Raw genomic sequence first — 22,244 nt, 5'->3', positions numbered from 1 at the left:
ACTGCACCTGGCCGAGCCGGGGCCGCACGCAGCCGCCTCGGCGGACGCGGAAGGGGGGGCGGCCGCTGTGACACTGTCCCTGCACACCCTGTCCGCGGCCGTGGCCGTCGGCGAACTGATCGAGGCACTGGATCTGCGCAAGGGCGCCTACGGCCGGGCCGACCTGGGCGGCGGCATCTTCAGCCGGTGCCAGTTCGGCGAGGCCGACCTGCGCGAGGCGGACCTGCGCGAATGCGTCTTCGACCAGTGCGACCTGCGCGGCGTGCTGATGGCGGGCGCGCTGCTGCGCAAGGCGGTGTTCAACCGCTGCCGGATGGACCATGCGGACCTGCGGTCCGCGATGCTGCACGGCGCGGTGCTCACCGAGTGCCAGGCCCCGCATGCCCAGCTGGGCCAGGCCCAGCTGTCGATGGCCCTGGTGAGCAAGACGCGCCTGGACCACGCGGTGCTGCGCGGGGCCGACCTGGACGCCGCCACCTTCAGCGAGACCAGTCTGCTGGACGTGGCCGCCGAAGAGGCGGTGTGGCGGCAGACGACGCTCTACCAGTGCGGCATGCAGCACATGAGCTGGCGCGGCGCCCGCCTGGAGCGCGTGGCCTTCGTCGGGGCGGTGCTGTCCGGCATGGACTTCCGCGGACTGGCGCTGCAGGGCTGCCAGTTCCTGAAGGCCGATCTGCGTGGCGCGGACTTCAGCGAAGCCCTGATCGCCGGCTGCAACTTCCAGCAGGCCAGGCTGGACCAGGCCCGCTTCGCGCGCGTGCGGGGCAGCCATGCGCTCTTCTGCCAGGCCGAAGGCAGCCAGGTGGATTTCCGCGAGGCGCAGCTGCGACAGGCACTGTTCACCGGCGCGCAGCTGCCGGGCGCCTGCTTTGCCGGCGCCGACCTGTTCCAGGTGCACCTGGCCGGTGCCGCGCTCGCCGGTGCCGACCTTCGGGGCGCCGAGCTGGCCCATGCCGACCTGCGTCATGCGGACCTGACCCAGGCCGACCTGCGTGGCGCCGGCCTGATACGCACGGTGCTGCATGGTGCCCGCACCGAGGGCGCGCAGATGAGCGACCGTGCACGCGCGCTCGAGACCGATCCCGATCTGGCCCAGGCCGAACAATGGCAGCCCGTCGCGGGCTGAATCCCAGGAGCAACCCCATGTCCCCGAGCCCCCGCGCGGCAGCGCGTCCCTCTTCCCCCAGCCCTTCCACCGCGACGGCCTCTCGCGCGGCCAAGGCCATCGATGCCGAATGGTGCGTGGGCGTGGTCACGGCATCCGGCGCCGAAGGGCTGGCGGTGGTCAGCGGAGGCCTGCAGGCCCAGGCCCGGCGCGCGGTGGGCTGCCTGCTGGCGCCGCGGCCCGGCGACACGGTGGCCTGCCTGCGCGTGGCGCCCGCGCAGTGGTGGGTCATGAACGTGCTGCAGCGCGACGAATCGGACGCGCCCCATCTGCTCAGCCTGCCCGGGGACGCCCTGCTGCAGGCGGAGGGCGGCACGCTGTCGTTGCAGGCCGAAGCGCTGGACCTGCGCGCCGGCCGCAGCCTGGCCATCACCGCGCCGCAGGCCCAGGTGGCGGTGGACGATGCCGACGTGGTCGGACGCCAACTGCGCGTGAGCGCCGGCGTGCTCAAGCTGGTGGGCTCGGTGCTGTCGACGGTGATGGAGCGTGTGCAGCACCACAGCCGCCACTACCTGCGCCGCACCGAGGGACTGGACCAGGTGCATGCCACGCACCTGAACTGCGAGGCCGAGCAGACCCTGCGGTTGTCGGGCGAGCACGCGCTGGTCAATGGCGAGAAGCTGGTGAAGGCGCGGGGCGCGCAGATCCACTTCGGCTGACGCCTTTCATCCCCTTCGAGGAGCGCCGCATGTTCGCCAACTGCCAGGTCATGGGAACCGACATGGGCTTCCCCGACGTCTGCCTCACACCGGCGGTGCCCTCGCCGATCCCGGTGCCGTATCCCAACATCGCCATGGGGCCGATGGCCATTCCCAACTGCCCGACCATCCTCATCATGGGCGGACCGGCGCACAACCTGGGCACCACCATTCCCATGACCAATGGCGACAACGCGGGCGTGCTGCTGGGCGTGGCCTCGGGCACGGTGATGGGGCCGAGCCGGCACCTCACCGGCGCGTTCACCGTGCTGCTGCAAGGCATGCCGGCCTCCCGGCTGACCAGCATGTCGCTGCAGAACAGCACCAACTGCCCGGGCGTGCGCGTGGTGCCGAGCCAGCCGGTGGTGCTGCTGCTCGCGCCCTGAGAGCCTCAGCGCGCCGGCGGCGGCGTCCACTCGCGCGCGATGTCCTGCGGCGTCTTGGCCGGCGGGAAGTAGAGCGACTCGCGCCGGTCCCAGTCGAGGCGCACCACGCTGTGGGCGAACTGCCGCAGCTCGTTGGACGCCGCCGTCGTCGATGCCTCGCGCTCGCGCCCATCGGTCAGCACCTCGCGCACCTGGCCCGCCTCGAAGCGCACGCGCATCACCAGCGGCCGCGCCGTGCCGTAGAGGCACCGCAGCCCGCTGTACACGTCCTGGATCTGTTCGCCGGAGCGCAGCCGCACGTCGTACTCGAGCAGGTTGCTCTTGGTGCGGTTGCCGGGGCCGTAGCGGCAGCGCGCCACCACTTCGTCGATCTCGCCGAGCCAGGCACGGGCCTGCTGCGGGGCCTGGGGCAGCAGGCCGGGCGCCCACACCGGGTTCATGCGGCCGATCTCGGCGTCGATGGCCTTCTGCAGCAGGTCGGCCAGCACGGGGTTCGGCGTGGCGCCGGGTTGCTCACGGTCGCCGCCACCGCCCTGGCAGGCGCCGAGCAAGGCGGACAGGAGGGTCAGGAGGCCCATGGTTCGACTCCTTGAGAGCAATGGCGGCATGCGCCGATTAGACGATCCGGGCGGTGCGTTTTCCAAAGCCCTGCGCACGGGCGACGGCATACCTCTTCCGGCGAGATTGCCAAGGCGTCGGGCCCTATGAATACTGGCCCGCACATCGGCGAGCGGCGGCCTCGCCGCCTTCGCGCGCAGCGGGAGCCCCATTCATGATCGAAATCGTCGTCGTCGGCCGTCAAGGCGCCCCGATGGGGCGGCCCATGGCCGCCCGCTTCGGCCCCCAGGGCGGCACCATCGGCCGTGCGGACACCAACACGCTGGTGCTGGACGACCCGGACCGCACCGTCTCGCGCGTGCATGCGCAGGTGCTGTGCCGCGGCGACCAGTACGTGATCGTGGACCGCGGCAGCAATCCGATGCAGTGCAACGGCGTGCCGCTGGGTGCGGGCAACGAGGCCGCGCTCATGGGCGGCGAGCGGCTGGTGATCGGCAGCTTCGAACTGGCCGTGCAGCAGCTGGCGGCGGCCCCGTCGCCGAAGGCTGTGGCGATGGACCTGCCCACCGACTTCGGCGCGCCGGCGTCGCCGAAGCCGGCCTTGCCCGACGACGATCCCTTTGCCGATCTGCTGGCGGGGCTTGCGCCGGCTGCAGCGCCGGCCCGTCCGCCGGCGGCGCCTGCGCCCTCGGCCGCGGCAGGACGCGAGCTGCCAGCAGCCTTCGCCGATCCATTGGGCGCAGCGCCCCGTGCGGCGCCCGCATCTGCCGGCGATCCGTTCGGCGGTCTGCTGGGCGGCCTGCCGGCCGCATCGGCGCCGCTCGACGACTTCTCGGACCTGGGCCTGCCCGCGGCCTCCAATCCCACGGCCAACGCGCAGCGCATCGACGATCTGTTCGGCCTCGGTCCCGCACCGTCGGGTGCCGATCCGCTGGCCCTGTCCCCATTGGCCGATCCGCTGTTGCAGCCCAACACCGCCGCAGCCGCGTCCGACCCCCTGGCGGCCCTGCAGCAGCGACCCGCGGCAAGCCAGGCGCCACGCAGTGACCACGCGCCCATCGGGCAGTTCGGCTTCACGCCGCCGCGGGCGAGCGCGCCCGCGCCTGCCGCGCGCCCGGCCGACGGTGGCGCCACCTTCGACGACACGGCCGGCGAGCCGATCCGCATCGGCCGCGCCTCGGCACCGCGGCCGCCCGCACCGGTGGCCGCACCGTCGCCGCCTGCGCCGGGCGCGGCGGCGCCGACACTGCCCGCCGCGGGTACATCGGCGGCGCTGCCCGACCCCTTTGCGGACCTGCTGGGCGACGAGCCTTTCGGTCCGTCGGCGGCCGCTGGCGGCGGCTTCGACGATCTGCTGGCGCCTGCCCCAGCGCCTGCGCCGGCCCCAGCGGTGGCGCCGGCGGTCGCTGCGCCCGCCCCGGTCGCCATGCCGCAGCCCGCGCCTGCGATGCCGGCCGCGCCGGGGCCTGCCATGGGGGGGGGGCCGCCGTCGCCCGCCATGCCGGCGGCCGGCGTCGTCGACGCAGGCACCGGCACAGACTCGGGCGAACTGCTGGCCGCTTTCCTGCGGGGCCTGGGCGGCATGCACCAGCCGCCCGCGCAGCTCACTCCCGCGCTGATGGAGCGCATCGGCGTCATGCTGCGCAGCGCCACCGAAGGCACGCTGCAGCTGCTGCTGACGCGCCAGGAGCTCAAGCGCGAGGTGCGTGCCGAGGTCACGATGATCGCGGCGCAGGCCAACAACCCCCTCAAGTTCTCGCCCACCGTCGAGGTCGCCCTCGGTCATCTGCTGGGTCCGCAGCTGCGCGGCTTCATGCCCGCCGAGGCCGCCATGCGCGACGCCTACGACGACCTGCGCGCGCATCAGTTCGGCGTCATGGTCGGCCTGCGCGCGGCGCTGGCCGCGCTCATCGCCCGCTTCGGCCCCGAAGAGCTCGAGAAGAAGATCGCCGCCCGCTCGGCGCTGGACAGCCTGTTCGCGGCCAACCGCAAGGCCAAGCTGTGGGACCAGTTCACCGCGCTGTACGGCGCCATCGCCACCGAGGCCGAGGACGACTTCCACAGCCTCTTCGGCAAGGCCTTCCTGGAGGCCTACGAAGCGCAGATGGCCCGGCTGAAGCAGCCGCCCGGCAGCGGCACGACCTGAGACACCGAGAGGCAGGAGGCCCCAACGATGACAACTGCGACGAGGAGCGCGCGTGGAAATTGAGATCGTCACCCTGACCCGCCAGGGCGGGCGTGACTACAACGAGGACGTCTACGGCCACTGGTACGACGATCGCCATGTGCTGTGCCTGGTGGCCGATGGCGCGGGTGGCCATGGCGGGGGCGACGTGGCGGCCGCGACGGCCCGGGCCAGTCTGCTGGGTGGCTTCGCGCTCGAACCCGGCCTGGCGCCCGGCCTGCTGCGCCAGCTCGTCGCGCAGGCCAACCAGGCCATCGTCGCGCGCCAGGCCGAGGGCGGCAAGCTGGCCGCCATGCGCACGACGCTGGTGATGGCGGCCATCGACCTGGAGGAACATGCCATGGTGTGGGCGCACAGCGGCGACAGCCGGGCCTACCTGTTCCGCGGCGGCGCCGTCGTGGCGCGCACCGTGGACCACAGCCTGGTGCAGCAGATGGTGGCCGGCGGGATGCTCGACGACGAGGGCGCACGCCTGCATCCGCAGCGCAACGTGCTGCTGTCGGCGCTGGGCTCCGCCACCGAGCTGCCGCAGGTGGACATCTCGGACCGGATGCGCCTGGAGCCCGGCGATGCGCTGCTGCTGTGCTCGGACGGCGTGTGGGAGGTGGTGGGCGACGAAGGCCTGGCCGCCTGCCTGCATGCCTCGCGCACGCCGCGGCAGTGGGTGGACCAGATCGACGCGCAGGTGGTGGGGCGGGCCAAGCCGGGGCAGGACAACTACACGGCCATCGCCCTGTGGGTGATGCCCGACGGCCACGACGACGCCACGCGGCTGATGCCGGCCTGAGCGGCCGTGCCGCGCGCCTGCGCCCGTCGCCGTGCCGCGGTGGCCCAGGCGCGAGGGGCCAACAAAAAACGCCGGCATCTGCCGGCGTTCTTTTTGAGGCGGCCGCCGCGCGGGGCTCAGCCGAAGGCCTTGTTCTCGGCGATGTTCCAGCCGGCGGTCTTGACACCCTTGCCGCCACCCTTCTGCGTCTGGGGGTCGTACTCGAACTTCACCTTGGCGAAGTTCAGGGAGACGTTCTCGGTCAGGCGGTCCTCGCCGCCGCTGCCGCCGGTGGAGACGCTGGCGATGATCACTTCTTCCATCGTGATCTTGATGTATTCCAGCGGGTTGTCGCCGGCCTTGCGCACCACCAGCGTCATCTTGTCGTAGTGCGTGCCCTTGCAGCAGGCCAGGATCAGGGCGTGCGAGGCGGAGTCCACGTACTTGGTGATGCTGATGTCCTGCATGTTGACCTTGCCCGCGCCACCGCCACCGCCCTGGTGCATGGTGCCCGACTGGGACATGCCCCAGCTCCAGGCCAGGATGTCGATCTCCTCCTTGTGGTTGGCGTCCCTCGATTCGCCCTTGACGGGTTCGCCTTCGATCTTGAGGAACATGTCTACTGCCATGATGTGCACCTTTCAGTTGGGGTGGGTGTGATGGGGGCCTTCCTGCACAACCGCGGGAAAGCTGTCTGGAGAACGAGGGGCGGTGCGTCTTTTCAAAAAAGATGGCGCACCGCGGGCTGGCTCAGGCGCCGCCCTTGGCCGAGGGAAGCTTCGACACCAGCCGCAGCGACACCGTCAGGCCTTCGAGCTGGTAGTGCGGGCGCAGGAAGAACTTGGACGTGTAGTAGCCGGGATTGCCCTCGACCTCTTCCACGATCACTTCCGCCGCGGCCAGCGGCTTGCGGGCCTTGGTTTCTTCGGAGGACGTGGTCGGGTCGCCGTCGACATAGTTGGTGATCCACTTGTTCAGCCAGCGCTCCATGTCGGCCTTCTCGCGGAAGCCGCCGATCTTGTCGCGCACGATGCACTTGAGGTAGTGCGCGAAGCGGTTGCAGGCGAACAGGTAGGGCAGGCGGGCCGCCAGGTTGGCGTTGGCCGAGGCGTCCGGATCGTCGTACTCGGCCGGCTTGTGCAGCGACTGCGCGCCGATGAAGGCCGCGAAGTCCGAGTTCTTGCGGTGGATCATCGACAGCAGGCCGGCCTTGGACAGCTCGGCCTCGCGGCGGTCGCTGATGGCGATCTCGGTGGGGCACTTCTGGTCCACGCCGCCGTCGTCGCTCGGGAAGGTGTGCAGCGGCAGGTTCTCCACCGCGCCGCCCGACTCGATGCCGCGGATGCGCGAGCCCCAGCCGTATTCCTTGTACGAGCGGTTGATGTTGGTGGCCATCGCATAGGCGGCGTTGGCCCAGGCGTACTTGTTGTGGTCGGCGCCGGCGGTGTCTTCCTCGAAGTCGAATTCCTCGACCGGGTTGCTGTTGGCGCCGTAGGGCGTGCGCGCCAGGAAGCGCGGCATGCACAGGCCCAGGTAGCGCGAGTCGTCGGATTCGCGCAGCGTGCGCCAGCCGGCGTACTCGGGCGTGCTGAAGATCTTGGTCAGGTCGCGCGGGTTGGCCAGCTCCTGCCAGCTGCCCATCTGCATCAGGCTGGGGTTGGCACCGGTGATGAAGGGCGCATGCGCGGCGGCCGCGATCTTGGCCATCTCGCCCAGCAGCTCGACGTCGGGCGGCGTGTGGTCGAAGTGGTAGTCGCCCACGATGGCGCCGAAGGGCTCGCCGCCGAACTGGCCGTACTCTTCTTCGTAGACCTTCTTGAACATCGGGCTCTGGTCCCAGGCCGCGCCCTTGAACTTCTTCAGCGTCTTGGCCAGCTCCTGCTTGGAGACGTCCATCACCCGGATCTTCAGGTTCTCGTCGGTCTCGGTGTTGTTGACCATGTAGTGCAGGCCGCGCCATGCACTCTCGAGCTTCTGGTAGTCGGGGTGGTGGATGATCTTGTTGACCTGCTCGGTCAGCTTGGCGTCGATGGCGGCGATCATGGCCTGGATCGACTGCGTGACGTCCTTGCCGATCAGCGCCGTGTTCGACAGCGCCTGCTGCGCCAGCGTGAGCACGGCGGTCTCGACCGCGCTCTTGGCCTCGTCGCTGCGGGGCTTGAATTCCTTCTGCAGCAGCGATGCGAAATCGCTGCCGGCGTACTCGACCTCTTTCAGCGCATTCTGCTGAAGTGCTTCTGCCATGGGGTTCTCCTCGATCCGGGACGGGTGGGTGTCAGGCGGCGCTGTCTTCGGCCGGCTTCTTGGCGGCGGCCAGCGACTGCAGCAGGGCCGGGTCTTCCAGCACCTTGGCCAGCAGTTCCTCGGCGCCGCCCTTGCCGTCCATGTAGGTCACCAGGTTGGACAGCTGGTTGCGCGCTTCGAGCAGCTTGTTGAGCGAGTCGACCTTGCGCGCGATGGCGCCGGGCGAGAAGTCGTCCATGTTCTCGAAGGTCAGCTCCACCTTGAGTTCGCCCTCGCCGGTGAGCGTGTTCTCGACCGCGAAGGCGGTGCGCGGCTTCATGGCCTTCATGCGGGCGTCGAAGTTGTCGACGTCGAACTCCAGGAACTTGCGCTCGGCCACCGGCGCCAGCGGGTCGGCGGGCTTGCCCGACAGGTCGGCCAGCACGCCCATCACGAAGGGCAGCTGCACCTTCTTCTCGGCGCCGTACAACTCGACGTCGTACTCGATCTGCACGCGCGGCGCGCGGTTGCGGGCAATGAATTTCTGACTGCTCTTGGAAGACATGCGGAAGCTCCTTGAAGGAGTGGGGGGTGAAGCGTGTGGCGGGGCCGGCGGCGACTCAGTCGTCGTCGCTCGGGGCACGTGCGCCGGTCACGTGCTCGATCGTGCTCATGGCGTCGGGCGCCAGGTTGGCGATGATGTCCAGGAAGCTCACGCCGATGAGCTTCTTGGCGCGCTCGATGAGCAGCGGCGCGGGGTTGCCGGGCTCGGTGCGCTGCAGGTAGGCGATGACCTTGTCGAGCATCAGCAGGGCATCGGCGCGCGACTGGATCTCGCCGCGGATGGGGGCGGGCGCGGCGCCGCGGCCACCGCCTTCGCCCGCCTCTGCGCCGGGGTGGGCCTCGCCAGCGGCGGCATCGCCCTCGGCGGCCTCGGCGGCGTCGGGGGCCAGGTTCTGTGCGGTCTGGGCCAGCATGTGGCCGACGGCGCGCAGGCGCGACATGTCCACGGCCTCGCCGAGGCCGCTGCGGTCGTTGAGCACCTGGCGCAACCCGTTGACGGCGGGCGCGATGCCGGCCAGCCGTCCGGCCACCTCGGGCTGCGACTGGACGATCTCTTCGAGCCCGCCCTGCACCTGCGGGGCGGAATAGCCCGCGTCGCCGCTGGCAGGCTCCAGCAGGCCGCGCCCGATCGCGATGTCGCGCACCCGGATGCGACCCACGCTGCGCGCCGTGCCCACCCAGGCGTCGTATACGTCGCGCACCACCAATGCATCGTCGGCCAGCGGCGCGAGCGCATTCAGGCGCATGGTGGGATCGTTGTCGTCATCCGCATCCAGCATCGGATGGATGTGGTCCCACTGGCTGTCGAGCAGGCCGGCAAGCAGGCGCATGCCGGCCAGGAAGCCCTCCAGGCCCTGCAGCCGGGTGCTGGCACGCAGCAGGTGCATGGCCACGCGCACGTCCTTGGTCCGGCGCAGCAGGGCCTGTGCCGCCTCGGCCACCTGCGGCCATTCGGGCTCGACGGCGGGGATGATGGTGTCGCCGAACTGCTGCTCGGGTTTGCCCTGGGCCGAGGTCTCCAGCGCGATGAAGTCGGGGTCGTACTCGAGGTCGTCGCCGCAGGGCGATGCCTCGCCGATGGGCTCCAGCAGTGCGTCGACGATGTCCGGGGTCAGCATGTTGCCTGTCAAAAAGTGCTGGGGATAATCGAAGATGCCCACCCCAGGGTCAATGCAACGAAGGAAATAGCATGCAGGCGCCATCCCCCCAACGTTCGTCCTATGGCCGCCTTGCGCGGCGCTCGCTGGGGCGTGGTCTTCTTGCCACCGCGGTGCTCGGCCCGCTGCTGCTGGCCGGCTGTGCGGCGCCCCCGCCTCCGCCGCCCAAGCCCATCGTCACGCCGGTGGTGCTGAACCTCAAGGGCGGTGCCGATGCCAACCCCGATGCTCGCGGCCGGGCTTCGCCGGTGACCGTGCGCGTGTATGCGCTGAAGGCCTCGCAGTCCTTCGATGCGGCCGACTTCTTCACGCTCTTCGACAAGGACCAGGCCACGCTGGGTGGCGACCTGGTGCAGAAGGAGGAACTGCTGCTGCGCCCCGGAGACAGCCGCCGCATCGAGATGACGCTGCCGGCCGATGCCAAGGCGCTCGCCTTCATGGCCGCCTACCGTGACCTGGAGCGGGCCCGCTGGCGCGAGGTGCGGCCGGTGGAGCCGGGCAAGCCGGTGAAGCTCGACGTGACCTTCGGCGCGCGGCAGATCCGCATCGAGCCCTCGGCTCCCTGAAGGAACGCGCGGGCACCGCCGCGCGTTCAGCGGATGGATGCCGGCGGCTCGTGCAGGCCGGCCATCCGGCCCAGCAGGCCGGCCGTGAATGCCGCGTCGGGCCGCGATGCGGTGAAGAACAGGCCCTGCCAGTTCGGCAGCGGCGAGGGCGGCGGTCCGTCGGTCAGCATGTCCAGCCACTGACACAGGCCGGCACGCAGGCCGCGGACCTGCTCGACGAACTCGTGCATGTCGCGCCGCATCGGCATGGGTGGCGCGTCGAGCAGCATGCCCAGGCGCAGGGCATGCAGGCGATCCATGAGGGGCTCGAACACCGGTGCGAGGAGGTCCTCGGGCCGCGCGCCGCGGCCGGTGCCGGGGTGGCGCATGCCCCAGGGCTGCCGGAAGGCCTCGGGCGGCAGCAGCGCCTCGAAGCTGGCATAGCCGGGCAGTGCCTGCATCTGCGTGACGACCAGGTGCACGGGCAGGGCCAGGCCCAGCGCGCCGCAGGCCTGGTGCGCGAGATGGCTGAGGCGGGCCAGGCGCCCGGTGCGCGCGGTGCCGTCGCGCAGCAGGTCCGCGGCGGCGATGCACAGCACCAGGCCATGCAGGGGCTGTGCGGGATGCCGATGAGCCAGGGTGCGCAGGGCATGGGGCCACAGGCCGAGGCGGCGCGCGCCACCATCCAGGCCTTCGTCGGCCGGCAGCGTGAGGCCGAGCAGCAGGATGCCGCCGGCCTGGCGTGCCTCCCAGAAGTGGGAGGGCAGGGCCCCGCCAGCGGGCGTGGCCAGCAGCGAGGAGGGCTCGGCCTGCGCATCGCCGATGCTCAGCAGCCGGCAGGCGGCGCGGCCGCCCGGCAGGGCCATCTGCAGTGCGCGGAGTTCATCGCGGCCCGGCCGCTCGCGCGGCGGCTGGTGGCGGATCCAGCGTGCCAGGCGACGCCGGCGGCGCCAGCGTTGCCGGCCTTCCCGATGCCACCATCGCCCGAGCAGCAGCAGCGCGACCAGCGTCAGCAGGCCCAGGGCCAGGCAGGCCGGCATGGTCAGCCCTCCACGAAGGGCAGGACCACGCAGGCGAGGGCCAGGGCCACCATGGCGGCGGCCAGGGCCGCGATCCGCCAGGCCTGTGGATCGTGCGCGCGGGGCGCCATCGCCAGGGGCGGGCCCGGCACCGAGGCCCATGCGCCCCAGGCCGAGGGGCGGATCGGCGCCAGCGGCAGCTGGGCCGCATGCAGGGCCTTCAGCCGTGCCAGCACGCCGGCGCCCTGGCCCCGCTCGAAGTGGTACTGGCCATGGAAGCCCAGGGCCAGTGCGTACCAGTAGACCTCGCGCACCTGCGCGTCGTGCGGCCCCAGCACGGCGAGGTGATGGAAGAACTCGGTGCCGGCCGTGGTGGAGTTGAAGAGCACCAGCTGCAGCGTGTCGGCCGGTGCCCCCGGCAAGCGGGCCAGCACCTCGTCGAGCCAGGCCACGACGGCGAAGGCGGCCGACTCCACCTGGGCCAGGGAGTGGCCCGCGTCCAGTGCCTGCATGCGCGCGCGCATCAGCCGCTCACGGGCGAGCCGGCTGGCCTGCCCAGGCTCGCGCATGGCCGCATCCTGCGCCTGCAGGGCGAGCCCGAGCGAGAAGAGCGGCGCATAGAAGTCGAACAGGCGCGGCATGGGCCCTCTTGCACAACCGTGGGTCCGGATCGCATGTGCGGGCCATCTTGGCGAGGCGATCGCCGGGCCACCATAGGGCGACGGAGCTATGCCTTTCGGGCAGGGGCGGCGCCTTGCTGGCGGGGGGCTTAGGCGCTACCCTGCCGGTTTTCGCGCCTGCGAGGGCGGGCAGCGGCGGCGCAGGGCATCGTGGGGCGCAGGCCTGGGCGAATGCGGCGCGCGCACATCTCCATCGAGCACGCCATGAGAATCCTGATCGCCGAAGACCACCGTCTGGTCATCGAGGCCATGAAGGCCAAGCTGGCCGAACTTCAAGAAGGCGTCACGTTCGTGGTGGCCACCACGGCGGCCGAGCTGTTCTCGCTGGCCACCGACGACATCGACCTGGCGCTGATCGACCTGAACATCCCCGGCGCCGAGCAGTACGGCCACATCGACGAGCTGCGGCGCCGCCATCCGGCCGTGCCGGTGATCGTGGTCTCGGGCTACGAGGACCCGGCCATGATGCGCGCGGTGCTCGACCGAGGCGCGCTCGGCTTCATTCCCAAGGCCTATTCGCCCGACGTGATGCTGTCGGCCGTGCGGCTGGTGCTGGCCGGTGGCGTGTACGTGCCGCCCATGATGCTGTCCGCCCTGCCGGGCGGGCTGGCGCCGCATGCCGGCACCGAGCCGCTCGTGCGTGCGGCGCCGGCCCCCGCGGCCGCGCCCACGCTGGAGCACCTGCGCAACGTGCTGACCGAGCGGCAGGTCGAGGTGCTGCAGCTGCTGTCGCAGGGCAAGCCCAACAAGCTGATCGGCCGCAGCCTGGGCATCAGCGAAGGCACGGTGAAGATCCACCTGGCGGCCATCTTCCGCGCGCTGAACGTGCGCAACCGCACCGAGGCGGTGGTGGCGGCGCAGTCCCTCACCGAGGCGTGAGGGCCCGGCGCCCGGGCCGGGCGCTACAGTCGCAGCCCCGACACCGACCCTGCCTGCCGCCGTGACTGCCCCCTTCTTCGACCGTACCTCGCTCGACGCCGTCATCGTGGACCTCGACGGCACGATGGTGGACACCCTGGGCGACTTCGCTGCCGCGCTGGGCGGCATGCTGCAGGACCTGTCGCTGCCGGCCATCGAGGCCGGCGTCATCGGCACGCTGGTGGGCAAGGGCTCCGAGCACCTGATCCGCGCCGTGTTGCAGCAGGTGGGCGCGCCGTCGCCCGAGGCCCTGTTCGAGCAGGCCTGGACGCGCTACCAGCACCATTACCTCGCCATCAACGGCCAGCACTCGACGGTCTACCCGGGTGTGATCGAGGGCCTGGCGGCGCTGCGCGCGCAGGGCCTGCGCCTGGCCTGCCTCACCAACAAACCGCTGGCCTTCGCGCGCCCGCTGCTGGCGGCCAAGGGGCTGGACGGCTTCTTCGACCATGTCTTCGGCGGCGACAGCTTCGCGCGCAAGAAGCCCGACCCGCTGCCGCTGCTGGGCACCTGCGAGGCCTTGGGCAGCGCGCCGGGCCGCACGCTGGCCATCGGCGATTCCAGCAACGACGCGCAGGCCGCCCGCGCCGCCGGTTGCCGCGTGGTGCTGGTGAGCTACGGCTACAACCACGGCCGCCCCGTGCGCGAGGTGCCGGCCGATGCGTACCTGGATTCGCTGGCCGACCTGCGCTTGGGCACCGGCGCCGCAGCCCGCTGACGGGCCCTGCTCGCAGGCCCTGGGCTACACTCGCGCCCTCTCATGTTCATTCATCACGTCATCCAGACGGGGCAAGGCTGCCGGGGAGCCTGGCCCTGGCGCAAGCCAAAGACGTTGACCGCCTGATCGCGCGGCCCTCGCGGCTGCGCACGCCTGGCCCGGCCGATGCCTCCATCGCCGGGCACTCCCAGATCGAATGAACCGCCGCATGGGCCCCAGGAGCGCCCGCCGGCCAGGAGAAACCCCGTGATCACCGAACTCGAGTTCAAGAGCCTCAGCAGCCAGGGCTTCAACCGCATCCCGCTGATGACCGAGGCCTTCGCGGACCTCGAAACCCCGCTCTCCCTCTACCTCAAGCTGGCCCATGGCCACGGCGCCGCCGGCGGCGGACGCCACAGCTTCCTGCTCGAATCCGTCGTCGGCGGCGAGCGCTTCGGCCGCTACAGCTTCATCGGCCTGCCCGCGCGCACGCTGCTGCGCGCCAGCGGCTTCGGCGACGAAGCCCGCACCGAGGTCGTGACCGACGGCCAGGTGGTGGAGACCGCCAGCGGCAACCCGCTGGACTTCATCGCGGCCTACCAGAAGCGCTTCAAGGTGGCACTGCGGCCCGGCCTGCCGCGCTTCTGCGGCGGCCTGGCCGGCTACTTCGGCTACGACGCGGTGCGCTACATCGAGAAGAAGCTCGAGAAGAGCTGCCCGCCCGACACCATCGGCTGCCCCGACATCCTGCTGCTGCAGTGCGAGGAGCTGGCCGTCATCGACAACCTGTCGGGCAAGCTCTACCTGATCGTCTATGCCGATCCGTCGCAGCCCGAGGCCTATGCGCGCGGCAAGCGCCGGCTGCGCGAGCTCAAGGAGCTGCTGCGCTATTCGGTGGCCGCGCCGCAGGTCAAGCCCACGCAGGCGCATCCGGCCGAGCGGCCCTTCGCCAAGGCCGACTACCTGGCGGCGGTGGAGCGCGCCAAGGAGCTGATCGCCGCCGGCGACTTCATGCAGGTGCAGGTGGGCCAGCGCATCAGCAAGCGCTACACCGAATCGCCGCTGTCGCTGTACCGCGCGCTGCGTTCGCTCAACCCCAGCCCGTACATGTACTTCTACGACTTCGGCGACTTCCATGTCGTCGGTGCCTCGCCGGAGATCCTCGTTCGCCAGGAGCACGGGGGCGAGGGAGACCAGAAGATCACCATCCGCCCCCTGGCCGGCACCCGGCCGCGCGGCGCCTCGATGGAACTGGACAAGGCGGCCGAGGTCGAGCTGGTCAACGATCCCAAGGAACGCGCCGAGCACGTCATGCTGATCGACCTGGCGCGCAACGACATCGGCCGCATCGCCAAGACCGGCAGCGTCAAGGTGACCGAGGCCTTCGCGGTCGAGCGCTACAGCCACGTGATGCACATCGTGAGCAACGTCGAGGGCACGCTGCTGGATGGCATGGGCGCCATCGACGTGTTCAAGGCCACCTTCCCGGCCGGCACGCTGACCGGCGCGCCCAAGGTGCATGCCATGGAACTGATCGACCAGCTGGAGCCCACCAAGCGCGGCCTGTACGGCGGCGCCTGCGGCTACATCAGCTATGCCGGCGACATGGACCTGGCCATCGCCATCCGCACCGGCGTCATCAAGGACCAGGTGCTGCATGTGCAGGCCGCGGCCGGCGTGGTGGCCGACTCGGTGCCCGAGCTGGAATGGAAGGAAACCGAGGCCAAGGCCCGTGCGCTGCTGCGTGCGGCGGAACTGGTGGAAGAAGGCCTGGAGTGAGCACCATGAAGCTGCTGATGATCGACAACTACGACTCCTTCACCTACAACCTGGTGCAGTACTTTGGCGAGCTGGGGGCCGAGGTGGAGACGGTGCGCAACGACGAGATCACGCTGGAGGGCATCGGCGAGCGCATCGCCGCCGGTGTGAGCCGGCTGGTGATCTCGCCCGGGCCCTGCTCGCCGGCCGAGGCGGGCGTCTCGGTGCCGGCCATCCAGGCCTTTGCCGGTAAGCTGCCCATCCTGGGCGTGTGCCTGGGCCACCAGAGCATCGGCGCGGCCTTCGGCGGCAGGATCGTGCGGGCGCGCCAGCTGATGCACGGCAAGGTCAGCGAGATCACGACCACGCGCGAAGGCGTGTTCGCCGGCCTGCCCGAGCGCTTCACCGTCAATCGCTACCACTCGCTGGCCATCGAGGCCGACAGCTGCCCTGCGGTGCTGGCCGTCACGGCGCGCACCGACGACGGCGAGATCATGGGCGTGCGCCACACCGAGCTGCCGCAGGCGGTGCGGATGGAAGGCGTGCAGTTCCATCCCGAGTCGATCCTGACCGAGCATGGCCATGCCATGCTGAAGAACTTCCTGGAGCCCGCCTGATGACCCGCACCGCCCCCATCGACCTGCGCAGCGACACCGTCACCCGACCCACGGCGGCGATGCGCCAGGCCATGGTGGCGGCGCCCGTGGGCGACGACGTCTTCGCCGACGACCCGACGGTCAACGCGCTGCAGGCCCGCATCGCGGAGATGCTGGGCTTCGAGGCCGCGCTGTTCGTGCCCACCGGAACCCAGAGCAACCTGTGCGCGCTGCTGGCGCATTGCCAGCGTGGCGACGAGTACATCGTGGGCCAGATGCAGCACTGCTACCGCTGGGAAGGCGGCGGCGCTGCGGTGTTCGGCAGCATCCAGCCGCAGCCGCTGGAGCACCAGGCCGACGGCACGCTGGCGCTGGCCGACATCGAGGCCGCCATCAAGCCCGACGACGCGCACTTCGCGCGCACCCGGCTGCTGGCGCTGGAAAACACGCTGGGCGGCCGGCTGCTGCCCTTCGAGTATGTGCAGCAGGCCACCGCGCTCGCGCAATCGCGCGGCCTGTCGCGCCATCTGGATGGTGCGCGCCTCTTCAATGCGGCAGTCGCGCAGGCCCAGGCGACGGGCGGCGACGCACGCACCGAGGCCAAGCGCATCGCGCAGTGCTTCGACAGCGTCTCGGTGTGCTTTAGCAAGGGCCTGGGCGCGCCGGTGGGCTCGGCGCTGTGCGGCTCGCGCGAGTTCATCGCCCGCGCCCATCGCGTGCGCAAGATGGCCGGCGGCGGCATGCGCCAGGCCGGCATGCTGGCCGCGGCGGCCCTGCATGCGCTGGACCACCACATCGAGCGCCTGGCCGACGACCATGCGCTGGCGAAGCGCTTCGCCGATGGCCTCGCCAGCATCGCGGGCCTGAAGGTCGAGGCGCCGCACACCAACCTGGTGTTCGTCGACCTCGAAGGGCCGGCGCGCGAGCGCGGCGCCGGGCTCATGGACTTCCTGAAGTCGCGCGGCGTGCTGGCGACGGGTCTCTACCGGCTGCGTTTCGCGACGCACCTGGACGTGGATGCCGAGGGCGTAGACCAGGCCGTCGCGGCCATCAAGGACTACTTCCATGCCTGACCTGCCGCACCTGCTGGCCTTCGTGCTGGCCGGCCTGCTGCTGAACCTCACGCCGGGCGTGGACGTGTTCTACATCGTGGGCCATGCGCTGCGCCAGGGTTGGCGCGCCGGCGTCGTTGCGGCACTGGGCATCACAGCCGGCTGCTGCGTGCACATCGTCGCGGCGGCCGTGGGCGTGAGCGCCATCGTGGCCACCTCGGCCGCCGCCTTCACGGTGCTCAAGTGGGTGGGCGCCGCTTACTTGGTTTGGATCGGCGTGCAGATGCTGCGCCGGCCGGGCGCCCTGCAGGCCGGACTGGCCGCGCAGCAAAGCCCGCAGGCCGAGCCGCTGGCGCGCATCTTCCGCGGCGGCTTCCTGACCAACGTGCTCAACCCGAAGGTGGCGCTCTTCTTCCTGGCCTTCGTGCCGCAGTTCGTCGATCCGGCGGCGGCGCATCCGGGCGGGGTGTTCCTGTTGCTGGGCCTGCTCTTCAACTTCAATGCGCTGTGGGTGTGCATCGGCTGGGCGGCGCTCGCGGCTTGGCTGGCGCGCCGCCTGGACCGTGCCGGCACCGTGCTGCGCTGGGCCGAGCGGGCCGCGGGCCTCATGGTGCTGGGCTTCGGCCTCAAGCTTGCCTTCAGCGACGCGCCTTCGCGCTGAACCTTCACCTTTTCCTTCTTCCTTCCGACTTCGAGAAAGCAGACACCGCCATGCCCATCACGCTCCAGGAAGCCTTGCAGCGCACCATCGAACATCGGGAGATCTTCCACGACGAGATGCTCCACATCATGCGCCTCATCATGCGCGGCGAGGCCTCGCCCGTGATGACGGCGGCGCTCATCACCGGCCTGCGCGTCAAGAAGGAAACCATCGGCGAGATCACCGCCGCCGCGCAGGTGATGCGCGAGGTGGCGCTGCATGTGCCGGTGAAGAACCGTACGCACCTGGTCGACATCGTGGGCACGGGCGGCGATGGCTCGCACACCTTCAACATCTCGACCTGTTCCATGTTCGTGGCCGCGGCCGCGGGCGCCAAGGTGAGCAAGCATGGCGGGCGCAGCGTGAGCAGCAAGTCCGGCAGCGCCGACGTGCTGGAGTCGCTGGGCGTCAACATCAACCTGGGCGCCGAGCAGATCGCGCGCAGCATCGAGACGGTGGGCATCGGCTTCATGTTCGCGCCCAACCACCACCCGGCGATGAAGAACGTGGCGCCGGTGCGCCGCGAGCTGGGCATCAAGACCATCTTCAACATCCTGGGGCCGCTGACCAATCCGGCTGGCGCCACCAACATCCTGATGGGCGTGTTCCACCCGGACCTGGTGGGCATCCAGGTGCGGGCGCTGCAGCGCCTGGGCGCCGAGCATGCGCTGGTGGTCTACGGCCGCGACGGCCTGGACGAGATCTCGCTGGGTGCCGCCACCATGGTGGGCGAACTCCGGAATGGCGAGATCCGCGAGTACGAGGTGCATCCCGAGGACTTCGGCCTGCGCATGGCCAGTCTTCGCTCCCTGCGTGTGCAGACGCCGGAGGAATCGAAGTCGGTGCTGATGGGCGTGCTTGAAGGCGTGCATGGCGCGGCGCGCGACATCGTGCTGCTCAATGCCGGTGCAGCGCTCTATGCCGCCAACGTCGCCGACTCCATCGGCGCCGGCATCGAGCGCGCCCGCGAGGCCATCGACAGCGGCGCTGCCAAGGCTCGCCTGGCGCAGATGGTCCAGTTCACCACATCCGCTGCCGCGGCCTGATCCGACTCACCGAGAGAACGCCCCATGTCCGACATCCTCAACAAGATCGTGGCCGTCAAGCACGAGGAAGTGGCCGCCGCCCGCAAGCGTGTGCCGCTGGAGGCCATCCGCGCCGACGCCGAAAGCCGCGTGCTGACGCGCGACTTCGTGGGCGCGCTGCGCCGCCGCATCGCCGCCGGCCAGGCAGGCGTCATCGCCGAGATCAAGAAGGCCAGCCCCAGCAAGGGCGTGATCCGCGAGGGCGAGTTCATTCCCGCCGACCTGGCCCAGAGCTATGCCCTGGGCGATGGCGAGATGGCGGCCGCCTGCCTGTCGGTGCTGACCGACCGCCAGTTCTTCCAGGGCAGCCCCGACTACCTGCGCCAGGCCCGCGCCTCCTGCGACCTGCCGGTGCTGCGCAAGGACTTCATGGTCGACGCCTGGCAGATCTACGAGTCGCGCGCGATGGGCGCCGACTGCATCCTGCTGATCGCCGCCTGCCTGGACGATGCGCAGATGCGCGACTTCGAGGCCATCGCGCTGGGCCTGGACATGGCGGTGCTGGTCGAGGTGCACGACGCCGCCGAGATGGAACGCGCGCTGAAGCTGCGCACGCCGCTGGTGGGCGTCAACAACCGCAACCTGCGCAGCTTCGAGGTGTCGATCCAGACCACGCTGGACCTCAAGGCCATGGTGCCGGCGGAACGGCTGCTGGTCACCGAATCGGGCATCGCCACGCGCGAGGACGTGCAGCAGCTGCGCGAAGGCGGCGTGAATGCCTTCCTGGTCGGCGAGCGCTTCATGCGTGCGCCGGAGCCGGGCGAGGCGCTGGCCGAGCTGTTCGCCGCATGATCCGGGACGGCATGGCTCAGCCTGGCGCGGCCACGCAACTGCAGTCCGCCGACCCGGCCCATTGGGCCGTGGCCGAGGGCTGGCGGCCGCTGGTCGATCGGTTTTTCGCCAGCGACAAGGGGCAGGGCCTGCTTGCCTTCCTGCAGCAGCGGCTGGATGCCGGCGCGGTGATCTTTCCGCCGCAGCCGCTGCGGGCGCTGGAACTCACGCCGCCCGAGGCCGTGCGCGTGGTCATCCTGGGTCAGGACCCGTACCACGGCCGCGGCCAGGCCGAGGGCCTGGCCTTTTCGGTGGCGCCCGGCGTGCGGCTGCCACCCTCGCTGCGCAACATCTTCCAGGAGCTGCAGCGCGACCTGGGCACGCCGCCGCCGAAGTTTCCGAATCCCGGCGGCAGCCTGGTGCGCTGGGCGCAGCAGGGCGTGCTGCTGCTCAACACCTGCCTCACGGTGGAAGAGGGCCAGCCCGCCAGCCATGCCGGCCGAGGCTGGGAGGTGCTGACGGATGCGGTGATCCGCCATGTCGCCGACGGCGAGCGGCCGGTGGTGTTCATGCTCTGGGGATCGCATGCCCAGAGCAAGCGCAGCTTCATCGACGCCAGGCGGCACAAGCTGCTGATGGCCAACCATCCCTCGCCGCTGTCGGCCCTGCGGCCACCGGTGCCCTTCATCGGCTGCGGGCATTTCGGCCAGGCACGGGCCTGGCGCGATGCGCAGCGTGCCGCGGCTCCTGGCGAGGGTGCTGCACCGGCCCCGGACGCCTGACCTCCGGCCGGCGATCAGGCGCTGCGCAGTTGCGGCGCCCGCTTCGCCACTGTTTCGGTCGGCAGCGGCGCGCCGGCCACGTAGTCGGCCTGGATGTCGATGGTGGTGCGGCGGCCCACGTCGTCGATGTGCCGCGCCAGCCAGTCCTGGGCGGCGTGGCGGCCCCGTTCGAACAGCTGCTCGATCATGGCGATGTCGGTGGACAGCTTGCTCGACGAGGGCAGCGGGTCGTCCAGGGCGCTGTCGATGTCGATGCGGTGCAGGCGCAGCTGGCGGAACTGCCGGCCTTCCTGCAGCCGGCCGTCGGCCAGCAGCTGCTGCATGAAGTCGATGCTGCGCATCTGCGAGATCAGGCTCGCGTTGAAGGCCAGTTCGTCGACGCGCTGGGCGATCTCATGGGGCGTGCGGGGCGTGTCGGCGCGGTGCAGCGGATTGAGCTGGACGAGGACGATGTCGGCGCTGTCGCAGTTCTCGATCAGCGGCAGCAGGGCCGGATTGGCCGAATAGCCGCCGTCCCAGTAGGGCTCGCCGTCGATCTCCACCGCCTGGAACATCGTCGGCAGGCAGGCGGAGGCCATTACCGCGGACAGCGTCAGCTGCGCGCCATGGAAGATCTGCGCCCGTCCGGTTCGCACCTGCGTGGCGGAGACGTAGACGCGGGGGCTGTCGAGCGTCGCCAGCGCGTCGAAGTCGATCTCCTGGTCCAGCAGCGTGCGCAGCGGGTTGATGCCCAGAGGATTGAACTGGTACGGCGATGCCCACGGATCGGTCGTCAGGGAGGGGAAGGCAGGCGCCTGGCCGAACAACATGCGCATGAACTGGGAGGCCAGCGCGCCCGGCGCACCGACACCGGCCACGCGCCGCCAGACGCGCTCGAGCGTCTCGCGGGCGGCTTGGCGGGCTGCGGTCCTGGCGGGGTCGCCCGCGTCGCCAGCCTTCGCAAAGCCATGCGCCAGGGCCACGGCGTTGACGGCGCCCGCGCTGGCGCCGCTGATGCCATCCAGGGCGAGGCGCCCATCCTCGAGCAGGGCATCCAGCACGCCCCAGGTGAAGGCGCCATGCGAGCCCCCGCCTTGCAGCGCGAGATTGACCTTGGGGCGGCGGCCAGGAAGGGGAAGGGCGGAAGCACTCATGCGCGGATTGTGCAGTGCAGCAAAAACCCTGGGCGGCGCATTCTTCCGCGGCTTCTGTCGTCCGAAGTGCCGCACGGACGAAAAATTTTTTCGGGCCAACTCGCCATCCTGGATGGATGGTGCTATAGTCTGTGGTTCGCCGGAGAGGTGGCCGAGTGGTTAATGGCAGCAGACTGTAAATCTGCCGGTTTATACCTACGCTGGTTCGAATCCAGCCCTCTCCACCAGCGAATGATGAAAGTTGCCGAGCGATTTTCGTGCGAGGCCCCGGTGTCGATGTCGGCATCGAAGTGTCACGATGCGGGAGTAGTTCAATGGTAGAACCCCAGCCTTCCAAGCTGATGACGCGGGTTCGATTCCCGTCTCCCGCTCCATGCGGCTTCATCAAACGTTGAGCGACGGTTTTCAAGTTGCCCTTGTGGCTCAGTGGTAGAGCACTCCCTTGGTAAGGGAGAGGTCGCGGGTCCGATTCCCGCCAAGGGCACCATCGATTGCAGGGATGGTGCGGCAGCCGGCTGCACAAGTCCATGTACATGTGGTCTAAGTTGTATTCGGAGTCCAGACAATGGCAAAAGGCAAGTTTGAACGCACCAAGCCGCACGTGAACGTGGGCACCATCGGTCACGTGGACCATGGCAAGACGACGCTGACGGCGGCCATCGCCACGGTGCTGTCGGCCAAGTTCGGCGGCGAAGCCAAGAAGTACGACGAAATCGACGCGGCGCCCGAAGAAAAGGCCCGTGGCATCACGATCAACACCGCCCACGTCGAGTACGAGACGGCCAACCGCCACTACGCGCACGTTG

At 70.4% G+C, this 22,244-nt stretch carries 24 protein-coding genes and 3 tRNA genes; 19 read left to right on the top strand and 8 right to left on the bottom strand.

Translation table 11 applies throughout. The annotated features are described in order from the left end of the window. The first annotated feature begins 67 nt into the window (after positions 1-67). Genes L0984_RS26800 through L0984_RS26790 form a run of 3 tightly spaced genes read left to right on the top strand, consistent with a single transcriptional unit; the run spans position 68 to position 2,249 of the window. Positions 68-1,126, top strand: a complete 1,059-nt coding sequence (locus L0984_RS26800; RefSeq protein WP_234197440.1) for a pentapeptide repeat-containing protein — start codon at positions 68-70, stop codon at positions 1,124-1,126. Positions 1,127-1,143: 17 nt separating this feature from the next. Next, positions 1,144-1,824, top strand: coding sequence for a DUF3540 domain-containing protein (locus tag L0984_RS26795; RefSeq protein WP_234197438.1), 681 nt, complete (start codon positions 1,144-1,146; stop codon positions 1,822-1,824). 29 nt (positions 1,825-1,853) lie between these two features. After that, on the top strand, positions 1,854-2,249 hold the full coding sequence (locus tag L0984_RS26790; RefSeq protein ID WP_114802058.1) for a DUF4150 domain-containing protein: 396 nt from the start codon (positions 1,854-1,856) through the stop codon (positions 2,247-2,249). Between the two features lie 5 nt (positions 2,250-2,254). On the opposite strand, the gene L0984_RS26785 is transcribed toward L0984_RS26790, so the two are convergent. Beyond that, the gene (locus L0984_RS26785) at positions 2,255-2,827 is read right to left on the bottom strand and encodes a hypothetical protein (RefSeq protein ID WP_234197436.1); all 573 of its coding nucleotides are present in this window, start codon (positions 2,825-2,827) and stop codon (positions 2,255-2,257) included. 194 nt (positions 2,828-3,021) lie between these two features. Here L0984_RS26785 and tagH point away from each other — a divergent pair, with 194 nt between their 5' ends. Together tagH and L0984_RS26775 are read left to right on the top strand one after the other, a co-directional pair. Then, complete coding sequence (gene tagH / locus L0984_RS26780; protein ID WP_234197435.1) at positions 3,022-4,953, top strand: type VI secretion system-associated FHA domain protein TagH; 1,932 nt, start codon at positions 3,022-3,024, stop codon at positions 4,951-4,953. A 52-nt stretch (positions 4,954-5,005) separates the two neighbouring features. After that, the gene (locus L0984_RS26775) at positions 5,006-5,779 is read left to right on the top strand and encodes a PP2C family protein-serine/threonine phosphatase (RefSeq protein ID WP_234197433.1); all 774 of its coding nucleotides are present in this window, start codon (positions 5,006-5,008) and stop codon (positions 5,777-5,779) included. A gap of 116 nt (positions 5,780-5,895) precedes the next feature. On the opposite strand, the gene L0984_RS26770 is transcribed toward L0984_RS26775, so the two are convergent. The 4 genes from L0984_RS26770 to tssA all read right to left on the bottom strand — a co-directional run bounded on the left by L0984_RS26770 (position 5,896) and on the right by tssA (position 9,663). Beyond that, positions 5,896-6,387, bottom strand: coding sequence for an Hcp family type VI secretion system effector (locus L0984_RS26770; RefSeq protein WP_043114613.1), 492 nt, complete (start codon positions 6,385-6,387; stop codon positions 5,896-5,898). A gap of 121 nt (positions 6,388-6,508) precedes the next feature. Continuing rightward, the gene (gene tssC, locus L0984_RS26765; protein ID WP_234197432.1) at positions 6,509-8,002 is read right to left on the bottom strand and encodes a type VI secretion system contractile sheath large subunit; all 1,494 of its coding nucleotides are present in this window, start codon (positions 8,000-8,002) and stop codon (positions 6,509-6,511) included. Positions 8,003-8,033: 31 nt separating this feature from the next. Beyond that, complete coding sequence (gene tssB, locus L0984_RS26760) at positions 8,034-8,546, bottom strand: type VI secretion system contractile sheath small subunit (protein ID WP_017759093.1); 513 nt, start codon at positions 8,544-8,546, stop codon at positions 8,034-8,036. Positions 8,547-8,601: 55 nt separating this feature from the next. Next, the gene (gene tssA, locus L0984_RS26755) at positions 8,602-9,663 is read right to left on the bottom strand and encodes a type VI secretion system protein TssA (protein WP_234197430.1); all 1,062 of its coding nucleotides are present in this window, start codon (positions 9,661-9,663) and stop codon (positions 8,602-8,604) included. Between the two features lie 71 nt (positions 9,664-9,734). Here tssA and tssJ point away from each other — a divergent pair, with 71 nt between their 5' ends. After that, positions 9,735-10,268, top strand: a complete 534-nt coding sequence (tssJ, locus tag L0984_RS26750) for a type VI secretion system lipoprotein TssJ (RefSeq protein WP_114802060.1) — start codon at positions 9,735-9,737, stop codon at positions 10,266-10,268. A 26-nt stretch (positions 10,269-10,294) separates the two neighbouring features. Here tssJ and L0984_RS26745 read toward each other — a convergent pair whose 3' ends face one another. Further along, positions 10,295-11,287 (bottom strand): type VI secretion system protein, encoded by a 993-nt coding sequence (locus L0984_RS26745; RefSeq protein WP_234197429.1) that lies wholly within the window; start codon positions 11,285-11,287, stop codon positions 10,295-10,297. A 2-nt stretch (positions 11,288-11,289) separates the two neighbouring features. Further along, positions 11,290-11,907 carry a DotU family type IV/VI secretion system protein gene (locus tag L0984_RS26740; protein WP_234197428.1) on the bottom strand — a complete coding sequence of 206 codons (618 nt, stop codon included), beginning with the start codon at positions 11,905-11,907 and terminating at the stop codon, positions 11,290-11,292. A gap of 243 nt (positions 11,908-12,150) precedes the next feature. On the opposite strand from L0984_RS26740, the gene L0984_RS26735 reads away from it, so the two are divergent. From L0984_RS26735 to L0984_RS26695, 9 genes are all read left to right on the top strand, one after another. Next, positions 12,151-12,825, top strand: coding sequence for a LuxR C-terminal-related transcriptional regulator (locus L0984_RS26735; protein ID WP_234197427.1), 675 nt, complete (start codon positions 12,151-12,153; stop codon positions 12,823-12,825). 61 nt (positions 12,826-12,886) lie between these two features. Continuing rightward, positions 12,887-13,582 (top strand): phosphoglycolate phosphatase, encoded by a 696-nt coding sequence (gph, locus tag L0984_RS26730; protein ID WP_234197426.1) that lies wholly within the window; start codon positions 12,887-12,889, stop codon positions 13,580-13,582. A 246-nt stretch (positions 13,583-13,828) separates the two neighbouring features. After that, a complete protein-coding gene (locus L0984_RS26725; RefSeq protein ID WP_234197425.1) occupies positions 13,829-15,340 on the top strand; it encodes an anthranilate synthase component I family protein in 1,512 nt (503 codons plus the stop codon). A gap of 5 nt (positions 15,341-15,345) precedes the next feature. Next, entirely contained in the window at positions 15,346-15,936 is a 591-nt protein-coding gene (locus L0984_RS26720) for an anthranilate synthase component II (RefSeq protein WP_017760478.1), read from the top strand. Continuing rightward, a complete protein-coding gene (gene ltaE / locus L0984_RS26715) occupies positions 15,936-16,988 on the top strand; it encodes a low-specificity L-threonine aldolase (RefSeq protein ID WP_234197424.1) in 1,053 nt (350 codons plus the stop codon). Before L0984_RS26720 ends, ltaE begins: the two co-directional genes overlap by 1 nt. Next, complete coding sequence (locus L0984_RS26710) at positions 16,981-17,628, top strand: LysE family translocator (RefSeq protein WP_234197423.1); 648 nt, start codon at positions 16,981-16,983, stop codon at positions 17,626-17,628. Before ltaE ends, L0984_RS26710 begins: the two co-directional genes overlap by 8 nt. Positions 17,629-17,678: 50 nt before the next feature. Next, the gene (gene trpD, locus L0984_RS26705; RefSeq protein ID WP_234197422.1) at positions 17,679-18,713 is read left to right on the top strand and encodes an anthranilate phosphoribosyltransferase; all 1,035 of its coding nucleotides are present in this window, start codon (positions 17,679-17,681) and stop codon (positions 18,711-18,713) included. A gap of 24 nt (positions 18,714-18,737) precedes the next feature. Continuing rightward, the gene (gene trpC, locus L0984_RS26700; protein WP_234197421.1) at positions 18,738-19,544 is read left to right on the top strand and encodes an indole-3-glycerol phosphate synthase TrpC; all 807 of its coding nucleotides are present in this window, start codon (positions 18,738-18,740) and stop codon (positions 19,542-19,544) included. 11 nt (positions 19,545-19,555) lie between these two features. Beyond that, complete coding sequence (locus tag L0984_RS26695; protein ID WP_234197419.1) at positions 19,556-20,305, top strand: uracil-DNA glycosylase; 750 nt, start codon at positions 19,556-19,558, stop codon at positions 20,303-20,305. A 14-nt stretch (positions 20,306-20,319) separates the two neighbouring features. On the opposite strand, the gene L0984_RS26690 is transcribed toward L0984_RS26695, so the two are convergent. After that, on the bottom strand, positions 20,320-21,438 hold the full coding sequence (locus L0984_RS26690) for a patatin-like phospholipase family protein (protein WP_234197418.1): 1,119 nt from the start codon (positions 21,436-21,438) through the stop codon (positions 20,320-20,322). Between the two features lie 141 nt (positions 21,439-21,579). Between L0984_RS26690 and L0984_RS26685 the strand changes: the two genes are divergently transcribed. The 4 genes from L0984_RS26685 to L0984_RS26670 all read left to right on the top strand — a co-directional run. Further along, positions 21,580-21,665, top strand: a tRNA-Tyr gene (locus tag L0984_RS26685). A gap of 73 nt (positions 21,666-21,738) precedes the next feature. Then, positions 21,739-21,812 (top strand) — tRNA-Gly (locus tag L0984_RS26680). A 38-nt stretch (positions 21,813-21,850) separates the two neighbouring features. Next, positions 21,851-21,925: transfer RNA gene (locus L0984_RS26675), tRNA-Thr, on the top strand. Positions 21,926-22,003: 78 nt separating this feature from the next. Then, positions 22,004-22,244 (top strand): GTP-binding protein (locus L0984_RS26670; protein ID WP_234197416.1); only part of this gene is annotated, 241 nt, incomplete at its 3' end.

The organism is Pseudacidovorax sp. NFM-22 (assembly GCF_021401245.1).
In the GTDB taxonomy this organism is placed as follows: Bacteria; Pseudomonadota; Gammaproteobacteria; order Burkholderiales; family Burkholderiaceae_C; genus Xenophilus.
This window is presented reverse-complemented; position numbering and strand designations above follow the sequence as displayed.